Annotated in this window: 11 protein-coding genes; 5 read left to right on the forward strand and 6 right to left on the reverse strand. The window is 32.5% G+C overall.

The window, feature by feature from the left end:
- The first annotated feature begins 125 nt into the window (after window positions 1-125).
- Window positions 126-908 (forward strand): biotin--[acetyl-CoA-carboxylase] ligase, encoded by a 783-nt coding sequence (locus NH26_RS11435; RefSeq protein ID WP_044224251.1) that lies wholly within the window; start codon window positions 126-128, stop codon window positions 906-908.
- Here NH26_RS11435 and NH26_RS11440 read toward each other — a convergent pair.
- Complete coding sequence (locus NH26_RS11440; RefSeq protein ID WP_044224248.1) at window positions 905-2,218, reverse strand: PDZ domain-containing protein; 1,314 nt, start codon at window positions 2,216-2,218, stop codon at window positions 905-907. The two genes, NH26_RS11435 and NH26_RS11440, sit on opposite strands and share 4 nt — an antisense overlap.
- A gap of 386 nt (window positions 2,219-2,604) precedes the next feature.
- Between NH26_RS11440 and udk the strand changes: the two genes are divergently transcribed.
- The 3 genes from udk to NH26_RS11455 all read left to right on the forward strand — a co-directional run bounded on the left by udk (window position 2,605) and on the right by NH26_RS11455 (window position 4,977).
- Window positions 2,605-3,219, forward strand: coding sequence for a uridine kinase (udk, locus tag NH26_RS11445; RefSeq protein WP_044224246.1), 615 nt, complete (start codon window positions 2,605-2,607; stop codon window positions 3,217-3,219).
- Window positions 3,220-3,259: 40 nt separating this feature from the next.
- The gene (locus NH26_RS11450; protein ID WP_044224244.1) at window positions 3,260-3,961 is read left to right on the forward strand and encodes a potassium channel family protein; all 702 of its coding nucleotides are present in this window, start codon (window positions 3,260-3,262) and stop codon (window positions 3,959-3,961) included.
- Window positions 3,962-4,029: 68 nt separating this feature from the next.
- Complete coding sequence (locus NH26_RS11455; protein ID WP_044224243.1) at window positions 4,030-4,977, forward strand: NAD-dependent epimerase/dehydratase family protein; 948 nt, start codon at window positions 4,030-4,032, stop codon at window positions 4,975-4,977.
- 436 nt (window positions 4,978-5,413) lie between these two features.
- Here the strand turns inward: NH26_RS11455 and NH26_RS11460 are convergent, their stop codons facing one another.
- On the reverse strand, window positions 5,414-5,935 hold the full coding sequence (locus NH26_RS11460; protein WP_044224241.1) for a sigma-70 family RNA polymerase sigma factor: 522 nt from the start codon (window positions 5,933-5,935) through the stop codon (window positions 5,414-5,416).
- Between the two features lie 228 nt (window positions 5,936-6,163).
- On the opposite strand from NH26_RS11460, the gene NH26_RS11465 reads away from it, so the two are divergent.
- Window positions 6,164-6,895 (forward strand): FkbM family methyltransferase, encoded by a 732-nt coding sequence (locus tag NH26_RS11465; protein ID WP_044224239.1) that lies wholly within the window; start codon window positions 6,164-6,166, stop codon window positions 6,893-6,895.
- Window positions 6,896-6,994: 99 nt separating this feature from the next.
- Here NH26_RS11465 and NH26_RS11470 read toward each other — a convergent pair whose 3' ends face one another.
- Genes NH26_RS11470 through NH26_RS11485 form a run of 4 tightly spaced genes read right to left on the reverse strand, consistent with a single transcriptional unit; the run spans window position 6,995 to window position 13,719 of the window.
- Window positions 6,995-10,465, reverse strand: a complete 3,471-nt coding sequence (locus NH26_RS11470; protein WP_044224237.1) for an efflux RND transporter permease subunit — start codon at window positions 10,463-10,465, stop codon at window positions 6,995-6,997.
- A 9-nt stretch (window positions 10,466-10,474) separates the two neighbouring features.
- Entirely contained in the window at window positions 10,475-11,635 is a 1,161-nt protein-coding gene (locus tag NH26_RS11475; RefSeq protein ID WP_044224235.1) for an efflux RND transporter periplasmic adaptor subunit, read from the reverse strand.
- A 21-nt stretch (window positions 11,636-11,656) separates the two neighbouring features.
- On the reverse strand, window positions 11,657-13,078 hold the full coding sequence (locus tag NH26_RS11480; protein ID WP_044224234.1) for a TolC family protein: 1,422 nt from the start codon (window positions 13,076-13,078) through the stop codon (window positions 11,657-11,659).
- Window positions 13,075-13,719, reverse strand: coding sequence for a TetR/AcrR family transcriptional regulator (locus NH26_RS11485; protein ID WP_044224232.1), 645 nt, complete (start codon window positions 13,717-13,719; stop codon window positions 13,075-13,077). The genes NH26_RS11480 and NH26_RS11485 overlap by 4 nt, the downstream gene beginning before the upstream one ends.
- Window positions 13,720-13,940 lie beyond the last annotated feature (221 nt).

The following is a 13,940-nucleotide window of genomic DNA, read 5'->3' on the forward strand; positions in this document are numbered from 1 at the left end:
TCGATCAACTCGAAATTCAATTTGTTATTATTCTAATCTTTCTTGTTATAATTGCACTGCAAAATCAATACTCATTTTATTGATGTTGATATTATAGGTCAATTCTAATCAAAAGTAATAAATAGTTGTATAAAATTTCTGCCAATACGTCTATTATCGGTAAAACTGTCATATATGTGCCGTCTTGTCATTCAACAAACGACCATATTAATACCCTTATTTCTAAAAATCAATTAGATGAAGGGACCGTTGTAGTGACCTCTGATCAAACGAATGGAAGAGGACAAAGAGGAAATACATGGGAATGTACTCCTGATCATAATATCACGCTTTCATTTGTCATTCATCCTCAATTTCTTGAAGCTCAGCATCAGTTTAATTTAAATATAGCAGTTTCTTTGGCAGTATTTGACACTTTATCTAAACTAATCTCTGGAGTTGACATAAAAATTAAGTGGCCCAACGATTTAATCATCAATAATAAGAAAGTTGGAGGAATCTTAATAGAAAATTATATCATCGGAAAAACGATTTCACATTCTGTGATTGGTATAGGTTTAAATATCAATCAAGAAGCTTTTATTGGGAACTTCCCTGCGACTTCTTTGTTTCAATTGAGCAATAAAAAATACAATTTAAGATCTGTTGCCGAGAACCTATTAGAGAATTTAGAGAAACGTTATCAACAACTTAAGGAGAACAAAATTGATATTCTAAAGAGGCGGTATTACGATCATTTATTTTGGTATCAAGAAGAAGGCTATTTTGAAGAAAATATACCAAATGAAGTAAGTAGACGATTTTATGGGCATATAATTGGAGTAAATCCTACGGGCTGTTTATCTATTATGACGGATAAAAAAGAAGTGAAACATTATGGATTTAAAGAAATCAAACATTTATATTAATCATTAGATGATAGCTTAAAGGGGTCTTCTAATGTTAAAACTAGTTTCTTACTTACACCTTGATAATCCAAAATTCCTAAAGAGAGTTTTTTGCCATCTTTACCTCTAAACAATTTTCTTACTTCTTGCATACTTAATGCGTTGACTGACGTCCCATTAATACGAATTAACCTGTCGCCTTTTTTTATTCCAGCTTTAAACGCTGGAGAATACTCTCTTATTTGAGATACTTCATAAAATGGCAAACTAGGATATGGTTTAATAAAATCTAGGCCTACGTAGTTATATTGAAATTCTTGTTTAAAAGTTCGATTTTTTTTGAGGAGAATTTCTTGATTTTTATAATCAATTACTACAGAAAAACGACGTAATATCTCAGATCCAATACTCCCGTGCCTATCCTCTCCCATGAGTTTTAAATGATTATTATCTAAATCAGGAAACTTTACTATGGGGTCATCAATAATAAATTCACCCATTTTCCAAAGATCTAAACGATTTACTTTCCCGTATAAATCTCCATTGATTCCTACGCCTAAATGATCTCTTATTGCCTTAACTGAAGCCCTCATTGGGCTATTCTCTTTTTCTAATATTGACAATGCATGACTTGCTCCCGTATCTACTAATAACTTTAATTTATAAGAGGTTTCTTCTTCATTCTTTTTAGCCGTTGATACAATATAACTTCTATTTCTATCTACTTCTAGTGGAAATACATCATATCTTTTTTGAAATTTCCTCCTTCTTTTTGCATCATAAAATTCTTGATCATATAAAGTGATTTTCTTTTGGATATAATCAATATGAACACAAAAGTGATTAAATATTGTTGCTCCTATTAATCCATGAACATGCATCCCCAGGTTTTTTGATAGCATAAGCACATCCTGATTAGTATAAATAATATCCTGATTCAACCCAATAACACCCTCTAATTTGAGGGTATTACCCCAAGAATGAAACGCTATTATGCCTTTTTTTTCACCCCATCCTTTAAGGTTAACCTTTCTGATTTTCTTTTTATCGAATTGAAGAGACGATATAATAGCAGGATCACTAATAATTGGATAAGTAACTCCGGAGTCAAAGATTAATTTCAATGAATCAGACGAGTTAATTACCACAGATATTATCATAAGGTTATTAATCAATTCAAAAGGGATTTGAACATAATTATCTTTCTCATTTTCGAAAACTAGGTTCTTTAAATGAGCTTGAGCACCCTGGGCTTTTACTTGATGTGTTGTTGGTGATAAAATTAAAAGTAGCATACCCAACAACATCATTTTTGATACGTTGGCTTTCATAGTAATGTTAGTGGTGTTGTCTTAATTTAATGATAAATAAAGACTTAAACAAAAAAGGAAACCAAATGGCTTCCCCTATTGTCTTGATAGTTTTGTTAATCAAATTGTCGTGATACACAGTCAGTAACGTTTTCCGTTGTGGAAAAACTTATTCATTGTAAGTAAAGAATCATAGTCTACACAAAAGTATCACAAAAGAGCTTTGACCTCAATACCCATAAGTAGGTATTTTTACTTACTCAATAGATCTAACTTCAAAGATCATGGTTGGTTAATAGAGATTAACCAACTATCTTATTAGTGTTTTTTATTTAATGAAATTTAAGGATTGCACTTTTATTGTGATCTAATCCTTATTTTTGACCTTTAATCACTTAAAAAATACAATGGAACTACCTTTTATTGTCGGTATCACAGGAGGAAGTGGGTCTGGTAAAACCACTTTTATCAAAAACTTAACGAAGCTTATTGGTAAAGAAAATGTTTGTACTGTTTCTCAAGACAACTACTATATAGATAAAGATAAGCAACCAGAAGATGCTAAAGGAATAAAAAACTTTGATACTCCTTATTCCATTGATTTAGAAAAATTCTTCCAAGATATTTCTAAGTTAAAAAAAGGTGAGTCTGTTGAAATTGAAGAATATACTTTCAATAACGCCAATGCCACTCCTAAGATGTTGACATTTGTGCCTAAAAAAGTAATTATCCTTGAAGGAATCTTCGTATTTCATGACCCAAGAGTTTTTGAAATGATCGATTTAAAATTATTTATCGAAGCTAAAGCTCACCTAAAATTAAGCCGAAGAATCAAAAGAGATAATGTAGAAAGAGGGTATGATATCAATGACGTTCTTTACAGATATGAAAATCATGTGATGCCTGCTTACGAGAATTACATCAAACCACACAAGGAAAATGTAGATATTATCGTAAGAAATGATAGAAATTTCGACATTGCGTTAGATGTTGTCAAAACATTCTTGCTTGGAAAAATTTAAGGGTTTAATTTTCTGATTGAAATTTTCATAACAGGAAACTATGCCCGACGGAAAATATGCTATTATTGGCCTAGGTCAATTCGGTTCCTCAGTAGCAAGAAACCTTGCCTCTCTGGGAGCCGAAGTGATGGCCATCGACAGAGAAATAGAACTTGTCGATCTAATCAAAGACGAAGTCGCTTATGCTGTGGCTTTAGACTCTACCGATGTGAAATCACTTAATTCGCAATCCATTACAGAAATGGACGCTGTTTTAGTGGCTATCGGAGAAAATGTTGAAGGACTTCTTCTCACTACAGTTTTACTTTTAGAAATGAAAGTGAAACGAATTATTGCAAGAGCAATGAGTGAACAGCAAAAAGTAATTCTTCAGAAACTTGGTGTGACAGAAATCTTGCTTCCGGAAGATGAAGTAGGAAAAATGACCGCCGAAATGATACTTAATCCCGAGATTCAATCTTTTATGCAGCTTCCCGATGAACACGAAATTGTGGAAGTAGTTGCTCCAAAAAGAACAATTGGTAAGTTTATTGATGATTTAGATCTAGAAGGAACATTTAACGCCGATATTATTGCTCTTAGAAGAACTCATGAAGAAGTAAATGCCTTAGGTTTTGTAGAATATAAAGATCATTTGATCAGAAACCCCAAAGAGGTGAATTCTACATTACAACAAGGAGATAAATTAGTGATTCTTGCTAAGAAATCTGATATCCAAAAATTTATTGATATTAACAACTAAGTTAGTATCTTTAAATGATTCCTAAAAGTATTTTTTAAACTCAAAATTTTAGCCTTTAGGGCCAAAACATGAATAAATTTTTAATTACCGGTGGTGCTGGATTTGTCCCTAGTTCAGTAGCCGATCGTTTATTAGAAAACCCAAACAATTTTGTCGTCTGTGTAGATAACTTTCTCACAGGTGAAGCTTGGAAAGTACCTAATCACCCTAATTGTAAATTCATCAAATGTGATGTTAACCGTTATGAAGAAATAGCGGCAATCATGACATCATACAAGTTTGATTATGTATTTCATTATGCTGCTGTTGTGGGCGTAAAAAGAACTCTTGCTAACCCAGTTTTAGTTTTAGAAGATATTCAAGGTATAGAAAATGTACTTAGACTATCTAAAAACACAGGTGTAAAAAGAGTATTCTATTCTTCATCATCAGAAGTATATGGTGAGCCTGTTCACTTACCTCAACACGAACATACTACACCACTTAACTCTAGGTTGCCTTATGCAATTGTAAAGAATGTCGGTGAGGCTTATTGTCGATCATTCAAACAAGAGTTTGATTTAGATTATACTATTCTTAGATTCTTCAATACTTATGGCCCGAAACAAAGTACAGACTTTGTAATGTCTAAGTTTATTGATGCTGCTTTAAGAAATGAACCGATCACATTATATGGTGATGGCTCTCAGACAAGAACCTTCTGCTATATTAAAGATAATGTAGATTCTACTATCAATATGTTAGAAAAAGACTTGGTAGTGAATGACGTAATTAATGTTGGTAATGATTTCATTACTAGTATTAAAGAATTGGCTGAAATTATAATTGAAGCCACTAATTCAAGTTCAGAAATTGTTTATCTTGATCCTCTTAAAGAAGGTGATATGACAAGAAGACAACCTGATATTGAAAAAATGAAAAGTATTCTTGGTAGAGAATTAACTCCATTAAAACAGGGACTTACCAAAGTAATTCAATCAAGAAAGAAATTACTCCAAGAAAAAGGAATGCTCTAATCGCTTGATTCAATATAAAATATAAAAGGCTATACAATTACTTTAGATTGTATAGCCTTTTTCCTTTAAAATTAATTTAGCAACATGAAGTGGTATCGCAACAGTTACTAAAAATACCTTCTTTTATTTCTTCTGCAGTAATTGTGAATTTTGTTTCACCATTACAACAGTTTTCGTCCTTACATTCTTTACAATCACACGTACACACGCAATTACCGTCTTTATCACAAGTGCATTTGCATGTTGTATCTTTACACTCTTCACAAGTACAAAGACAATTACCTTGATCGTCTTTCTCACACTTACATCTATATTTTTTGCAGCATTCTTTGATTGAATCTTTCATGATCTTTTTATTTAAAAGCTTATAATTATACTTTGTTTTCGACCATATAGACGAGCATTTCTAAAAAAGACGCAGATAATAAGAAAAAATTTATTTTCGGTCAGAACAACATTCAAAAACACCCTGATTATCAACACAGCAAGTCTCAAAAGATTTTTTTAATTGATCACGACCTCTTTGAATTCTTGATTTTACAGTTGAATAAGCCAAGCCATTAGTTAATGCATACTCTTTTTGAGATATATTTTCGTAGGTTATTTTTAACATCACATCTTTATAATTATCAGGTAATTCTAAAATAAAAGGACGTACACATTCTTTGCAATAACGCTCATCTTCTGCCTCACCTTCAGATAATAAATCCTTTTCAATACCATCAAATTCTTTGGTTGGCAATTGTTTCTTTCTATAAAAATCAACAATCGTGTTTCGTGTCAATTGATATACCCAACTAGTTAATTTTTTTTCATCTTTTAGTCGATCTACATTACTATGAATCTTGATGAAAACATCCTGTAAAATATCATCTGCAAGATCTTTATCATTGACTTTGTGTTTTATAAAACCATAAAGCTCTGATTTAAAAGTTGTCCAAATTTGTTGAGTATCCATAATTACATTTTTTTTAATAGACGTAGTAATTATTAAAAAGACGCAAGTGACATCAATTATTTAAAATAAGCAATAGACCAAAAATAAATCATCATGAATTCTTGGCTTTGTACTTATAGTTCAAATAGCATAATATAAACTACGAATAATTAGTTCAATGATATCTATCAAAAAAAAGATTTTTTATTATGTAAACGAATACTATATCTTTATCGAAAATTGATAATAATGAACTTCTTAATACTAAACATATACCTCCCTATCAAACAATTTGTTGCAGGGTACATTTTTGATTTTATACAAAAAGAATATAAAGCCAACGGTAATAGTTATATCATTCCAAAAGATCTTACCACCCGCTTTTTTAGAGGTGCATTTACACTAGGTTGGTACGAAAAACAGGAACGTATGTATATACCACAATACCTACCTAAAGAGGCAAAAGTATTGGAATTAGGTGGTTGTATTGGTGTAGTGTCTTGTGTGATCAATAAAACACTTACTGATCCTAAACAACATATTACTGTTGAAGCAAATCCTTACCTTATTGAGCATCTCAATAGAAATAAAGAGAAAAATAATTGTCAGTTTGAAGTGGTGAATAAAATTGTTTCACCAGAAAAATCTATCACTTTTCATATCAATAAATCTATTGTTGAATCTAGTGCTAATAAAAAAACAGGTACTACGGTAGAGGTAGAAGGAATAACACCTCATCAAATTCAAGAAAAATATAATATCACTTTCGATACTTTAATAATGGATATTGAAGGAGGTGAATTACACATCCTTTCTCAGTTTAAAGAGTTTATCGGTGGGTTAAAAAGAGTTTATTTTGAGATTCATCCTTTTTCTAACATACTTACTCAAGAACAAGCAGATGAATGTGAAAGGATACTTGTAGAATTAGGTTTTGAAAAGAAATTAGATGATGATTTTTTCCAAATATGGGAGAAATAAAACTAATAGATAATATAAAAGAAAGTCCCCCTAGATGATATAAAATCTTCTAGGGGGACTTTTTATTTAGCTGTATCCGAACGATTCAGCTTATAGTATTTATTTACTTAACCCTTTTAAGAAGTTAGTCAATCGCTCTGTTAATGTTAACATTACTGGAACAACAACTAACGTTAGGAAAGTGGCAAATGTCAAACCGTAGATTACAGTCCAAGCCATTGGGCCCCAAGTATCTGCGTTAGGTCCACCAAAGTAAATATCAGCATCAAAATGATTGAATAAACCAATGAAATCAATGTTCATACCTGTGGCTAATGGAATCAAACCTAATACAGTTGTGATAGCGGTTAGCAATACAGGACGTAAACGAGTGAAACCTGCTTGTTGCACACATTCGATATACTCTTTAAACGGCAAACGTTCATCTGGGTCAATACCTAATTTTGCCTTCTTAGCTTCTTCCAACTGATCGGCACAATCAATCAATACAATGGCGTTATTCACAACAATACCTGCTAATGAAATAATACCAATACCTGTCATGATAATTACGAATGGATCGTTAAATATGATCAAACCAAGTAATACACCAATCAAACTCAATACTACAGAAATAATAATGATGAATGGTTTTACAAATGAGTTAAACTGAGACACCAAAATTAAGAAAATAGCACATACAGCAATTAACATCGCTCTAGATAAGAATGCCATAGACTCTGCTTGATCCTCTTGCTCACCTGTAAATTTATACTTGTACTGAGATGGCATTTTATAATCTGCCAATAATCCCTTTACATTATCAACTACTTGCTGTGCATTGTAACCTTCGGTGATGTTTGAACTTAATGTAACAACTCTTTCTAAGTCTTTACGCTTAATTTCACCTACCGTAGTACTGTAATCCATTGAAGCTACAGAAGATACAGGCACCTGATGGAACTGACCTTTATTATCTCTAAACGTAATTCTTTGATCTTGTAAAGTAGATAAGTCATACCTGTACTGGTCCTTCAATCTTAGCTGAATAGGATAATCATCCTCTCCGTCTTTGAATTTAGAGACCTCTTGACCATAAATGGCAATTCTCATGTTATTGGCTAACATGCCTGTTGAAACTCCAAATCTACGTGCTTTATTTCTATCGATATTGACCAATAATTCAGGTTTACTCACTGAAATATCAATTGATAATTTATCGACACCTTCAATATCAGATTGCTCTATTTGAGCTTTCATTTTGTTGGCTTCTTGGATTAACACTAAATAATCCTCTCCTGACAACTCGATATTAATAGGTTTACCTGTTGGAGGACCATTTTGATCTTTGTCAGTCACGATCTCAACACCAGGAATTTCTTTGGCAATTTGTTCACAAATGGCTTTTACATCTTTCGAACTTAGATCTCCTCTTTCTTCAAAAGGCACAAAACCTACTGCAATACGTGCTCTGTTAGGCGTTACTGTGTTTCCTGCTCCATCTTGTGGATCATTAGTATTCTCTCCTACATTACTTACAATAGATTCTATAATCGGCTTAAAAGGCACTAAATCTTTATATAATCTTTTCTCTAAATCGAGGGCAATTTTATTAGTCTCTTCTACATCTGTCCCTTGAGGTGCTTCTACATACATATATACGTATCTAGGATCTGATCCTGGGAAGAATTCAATAGGTACATTACCTGATCCTAATCTAGCTCCAAACCACCCAACTGCTAGGAAAAAGAAAATAATATTTCCTACAAGAATAACGAACGGTCTTTTTCCATTTAAAACGTAATCGAGTGTTTTTAAATAAATAGATTCTAATCTGGTTAAAATCTCATTTTGGAAAAAGTAAGCCAAACGTTTAAGTAAAATACCATCAATTAAGGCGATAAAAGCACCTAACATGAATAAGTTACCCCACATATATGTTTCTCCCATAATGTATGCAGGAATAGATAAGCCAAACAAAATCAAGCCTACAGTAACCTTTGTCTTATTGATAATTTTGTAAGCATCAGCAGCATCGACCTTCATGTAACGATATGCTACTACAGGGTTGATAACTAAACCTACAAACAATGAAGATGACAGTACAGTAATTAAGGTAATTGGTAAGTATTTCATAAACTCACCCATAATACCTCCCCAGAATGCCAATGGTACGAAAGCGGCCAATGTTGTTGCTGTAGATGAAATAATTGCCAAAGCAACTTCTCCAGTACCTTGCAGTGCGGCTTTCTTTTTAGTCATACCCTGCTCTCTCAGTCGATAAATGTTCTCAATCACTACAATAGCATTATCTACCAACATACCTAATGCTAGGATTAGTGCAAATAAAACTACCATGTTAATTGTCACTCCCAATATACTTAAGATAAGGAATGATAAGAACATTGACATTGGAATGGCAATACCCACAAATAATGCATTTCTTAATCCCATAAAGAAGAGAAGGACAACAACAACTAGAATCATACCCGAGATAATCGAGTTTTCTAGGTTGGTTAGAGAGGCCTTCATCTCTTTAGATTGAGATTCCGTAATTACAATATTTAAATTTGGAGGTAAGTAAGATTCTTTTGCTTTATCTAATAGCTCATTAATTTTATCAGTTGCAGCAATAAGATTTTCTCCACCTCTTTTTACCACTTTTAATGATACTACTGGATAAGCTCCTTTGTCATCAAAATTTGATGTCGCTAATCTAGCATAAGACTTTCTTTCTACGTAGCTATCTTCAATATCCGCAATGTCCTTAAGATAAATCGAGTTTTGATCTTCAGACTTTACAATTACATTTCGAATTTCTTCTACTTTTTTAAATTCTCCATCTACACGTAATGCTCTACGGAAACCATTGCCCATTTTCACATCACCTCCAGACATTGTTACGTTTTCTCTTGAGATTGCATCTGAAATATCAGAGAAAGATACTTGCATTGCATCCATTGAATACAAATCTGCATTTATCTGAATTTCTCTTTCTACAGATCCTGTAATGTCTACACGAGATACTTCACGAAATTCTTCTAAATCGTCTTGAAGATCTTCTGCATAATCTTTCAATTTTTGAATCTCAAAATCACCAGAAAGGTTAATTACCATAATTGGAATTTCTGAGAAATCCATTTCTTGAACATCAGGATCTTGATCCAAATCAGTTGGTAATTCACTTTTTGATTTATCTACAGCATCTTTAGTGTCTTGAACAGCTTTAGATGTTTCTACATCTTCGTTAAATTCTACTGTAATTACCGAAAAATCTTGAGCCGATGTAGAGATAATTTCTTTTACCCCTTTCATCGATTTCAATTCCTTTTCGATAGGACGCGTGATTAAAGATTCAATATCCACAGGAGAGTTACCAGGGTGTAATGTTCTGATATACACCATAGGTATTTTTATCTCCGGAAATTGCTCTTTCGGCATACCTAAATACGATGCCATTCCAAACAGAGCAATAATGATCGTCAGGATAAATACTGACGTACTATTATTGATAGAAAGAGAACTTAAACCAAATTCTTTTGATTTTTCCTCTTTCTGCTCGTTAGCGTTATTGTTGAAATTTGATTCCATATTCTCTGTTTAGATTTTATAATCTACAATACGAACTTCTTCACCTACGACTACTTCAGAGTAACCTTTATCGATAACTACCATACCAGAAGTAATACCTTCAGTAATCATTGTTTTACCTTTGTAAGATTTACCTGTTTTCACATTTACCTTTTTCACTACATTTTTCTTTCCACCTTCATTAGTTAGGATATAAGTAAATGTTTCGCCATTGGTATTTTTCTGAACCAAATTAGAAGGTATTGCTAAAGCGTTATCTTTAGAGAAATCATTAATAGTAACCACAGCCATCGTATTTGGTTTAACGGCTAAACCTTTTTCTGTTACTTTCATTCTAATTTTGAAAGTTCTGTTGGTCTGATTAATTGTTTGTCCCACTACATTTACCTTCATTGGTTTTTCAATTTCTAGCATAGGGAATTTTACGATTACTTCATCACCTTTCTTTACATCACGGCTATATTTTTCAGAGACTTCAGCCACTACTTCCACATTATTGATATCAACCACTCTCGCATAAGGCTGACCTGCAGGAGCCATCTCACCCTCTTTCATATAGATTTCATCAATCTTACCTGAAATTGGTGCAATAATATATCCTTTAGCTTCTTGTTCTTTTAAACTAGCCAATTTTGCTTCAAGAGATTCTTTATTATTTTTTGCTTGCAAGTATTGTACTTCAGATCCAATATTTTGTTCCCAAAGCTTACTTTGCTTTTCATACATAATGTTAGCCAACTCCAAAGATTTTTCAATCTCTTCTATTTGTTTCTGAAGAATCTCAACGTCTAATTTTGCTAAGCGTTGTCCTCTTCTCACATAAGCGCCTTCTTCAAAGTATCTTCTTACAATACGTCCGGTTGTTTCGGGTGCAACAACAACATTTCTATTTGAAATAACATCACCAGGAACATCTACAAAGTGGTTAAAAGTATAAGCTTCAACATTATAAACAGTTACAGGCTTAAGTACTACTTTACTTTCTTTCGGACCTTCAATTTTTTCTATTTCTTTTTCAAGAGTCGTAATTTCTTGCTCCAATTTTGACAAGTTGTCTTGCAATTGATGCAATTCTTTCTTTTTATCTTCTAACTCATTTCCGCCACAAGCAGCTAAAACACCTGCCAAGGAAATAAGAGTCAATAATTTTTTATATCTATTAAATAACATGATTGTATCTATTTCTATTGATTATTTTCTTTCGTTGTTATGTTTTTTCAAAGTTTCTTCATCCTCTGACTTATCCTCACTTTCAATGTAGTCAAGCAAACGACCATTCGCTTTTTCGAAAGATAGTTTTGCCACCAAAACATCGTATAAAGAAGTGTAGAAACTGTTGGCTGCTGTTTGGTAATCTTGAGCAGACGTGGTAATCTCTAAAGAAGAACCTACACCATTTTTAAACTTCACTTGAGTATTCGTGTATACTTTATCAGCAACATTCATATTCTTTTCCTGTAAGTTTAAAGTTGATAGGTTTGTTTCGTAAGTAATTCTAGATTGTTCTTGCTCGATTGAAATCTGACGTTCTAAATCAGTTTTTGTGTTTTGTAACTGTTGACCTTTTAACTTCTTTTGTTCGATTCTTTTTGATCTATTGAAACCGTCAAAAACCTTAAAAGTTAGATTAAGTCCAATGTTAGCAAAATCACCGTAATTCGAATTAAAATCTGATATTACATTACCACCTGCGTTAAAACCATAGGCTCCAAATGCATATAATTTAGGCCAGTATTCTGCTTTTGTCGCTTTCATATCAAAATTATTCAATTTGATATTGGTCATCATAATTGAGTATTCAATTCTTCTAGATGCCTCTGCAAGATCTGTTGGAGTAACAATAAACTCTCTGAAGTCTTCCAATGACTGAGCCAATACCAAGGGTTGGTTAATATCCATTCCCATTTGGAACTTTAATAACTTCTGAGCGATAATCTGAAGCTGCTCTAGTTGCGTCTGTTGAATTAGTATACTATTGTAGGTTACTTCAATTCTATTGAATTCAATTTCTTCTACCATACCAGCTTCATAAGTCGCTTTAGTTTCATTGTATAAGCTCTCAAGAATTTCTTTATTTCTATTGATTAATTCTAGATATTCTTTTTGAACAAGTACATAATAATACGCTTGAGTTACCGCTTCAACTACATCAATTTTAGAACGAATTAATTCTTTTGCAGATAGTTCGTTGTACACTTTTGCTGCTTTCACTCCAATAAAGAATGTTCCATCAAAAATTAACTGAGAAGCTGCTGCTTGAATATTACCGTTGAACTGAGTACCAAATGCAACTGGAACTACCTCATTCGGATTAGGATTGTCTCCAAAAATGTTAGGTAAATAAGCTTGTTGGATTTTTAAATTATCAATAAATTGACCTTCAATATCAATTTGAGGAAGACCCATTGAGATAATTTCTCCCACTTTAGCTTGTGAAATTCCTTGCTCGATAACAGCATTCTTGATGGTTCCTGTATTGGCAAAAGCATAGTCAATACAATCTTGCAGATCCATCACATCTCCTCCCTCTGAAGAGTTTGTTTGTGCAAATATTTGAGATGTACTTAAGAACAGACTTAGTACAGTGACCCATTTTAAGGCCGTTGTTTTCATATTTTAGTTGATTGAGATTCTTTAATGAAATTTTTTAGGTATTTATCCAATAAAACAATTCCTTCTGCTGTGGCTATACCCCGTATAAAGTGCTTAAACATTTCCAATTGGATCGTTTCTATACTGTATTTAGAATGGTCATATACATTTGTATCTAGAGCCGATTCCAATTGCCACATTCTCATTGAGACCAGAAGAGGAACATTAATGTCATCAAGAAAAAGCTTTTCTTTAATGCCTTGACTCACAATTTTTTCCATCGAATTAAAGAAACATCCCTTTTTGTGACACTCAAATTTGTTATACATTTTCGGGTAAAACTTTTTGAGGTCCATAAATGTCAGTGGATTGATATCTTTGATTCTGGTAAAGAAGAAAAAGAATATACTAGCTAGCTTAAAAACTCCATCCAACTTATCGTCGTCGGTAACTTCATCTACATATTCAATATCCTCATTGATATGGTGTTCTATAGAAGAACTTATCATTTCAGCTTTGTCTTTGAATACGTTGTAAAGTGTTTTTTTCGAGACTCCCAATTCATTAGAAATCTCAGCCATAGTTACTCTTTTTATCCCGTAGGCTTTAAACTGTTTTCGTGCTTCTTCAATGATCCTGATTTTAAGTTGATCAGTGCTCATTGTATTTTAATTATGAATTTGAAGTTATAGTGAAAAATTGAGATAATGTAATAGAAATAAAGTATTCCTTTCAAATGAATAAAAAAGATAGATAAATAGGAAGGGTGTTTTTATTTCAGTGCAAATGTATGGAAACCAAAAATAATAAAAAAGTTTCCATAGTTTAATTTGTAATATTTTATCCAATAAACTGAAAAATTGATCTTATGTTTTTATCAACA

It is taken from the genome of Flammeovirga pacifica (assembly GCF_000807855.2).
Taxonomy (GTDB): Bacteria; Bacteroidota; Bacteroidia; order Cytophagales; family Flammeovirgaceae; genus Flammeovirga; species Flammeovirga pacifica.

What these genes read in the sequence shown, in the direction of transcription:
- NH26_RS11480 (WP_044224234.1), bottom strand. Translation starts at nt 13,078, where the DNA reads ATGAAAACAACGGCCTTAAAATGGGTCACTGTACTAAGTCTGTTCTTA.
- NH26_RS11485 (WP_044224232.1), bottom strand. Translation starts at nt 13,719, where the DNA reads ATGAGCACTGATCAACTTAAAATCAGGATCATTGAAGAAGCACGAAAA.
- NH26_RS11475 (WP_044224235.1), bottom strand. Translation starts at nt 11,635, where the DNA reads ATGTTATTTAATAGATATAAAAAATTATTGACTCTTATTTCCTTGGCA.
- NH26_RS11460 (WP_044224241.1), bottom strand. Translation starts at nt 5,935, where the DNA reads ATGGATACTCAACAAATTTGGACAACTTTTAAATCAGAGCTTTATGGT.
- udk (WP_044224246.1), top strand. Translation starts at nt 2,605, where the DNA reads ATGGAACTACCTTTTATTGTCGGTATCACAGGAGGAAGTGGGTCTGGT.
- NH26_RS11465 (WP_044224239.1), top strand. Translation starts at nt 6,164, where the DNA reads ATGAACTTCTTAATACTAAACATATACCTCCCTATCAAACAATTTGTT.
- NH26_RS11450 (WP_044224244.1), top strand. Translation starts at nt 3,260, where the DNA reads ATGCCCGACGGAAAATATGCTATTATTGGCCTAGGTCAATTCGGTTCC.
- NH26_RS11440 (WP_044224248.1), bottom strand. Translation starts at nt 2,218, where the DNA reads ATGAAAGCCAACGTATCAAAAATGATGTTGTTGGGTATGCTACTTTTA.
- NH26_RS11470 (WP_044224237.1), bottom strand. Translation starts at nt 10,465, where the DNA reads ATGGAATCAAATTTCAACAATAACGCTAACGAGCAGAAAGAGGAAAAA.
- NH26_RS11455 (WP_044224243.1), top strand. Translation starts at nt 4,030, where the DNA reads ATGAATAAATTTTTAATTACCGGTGGTGCTGGATTTGTCCCTAGTTCA.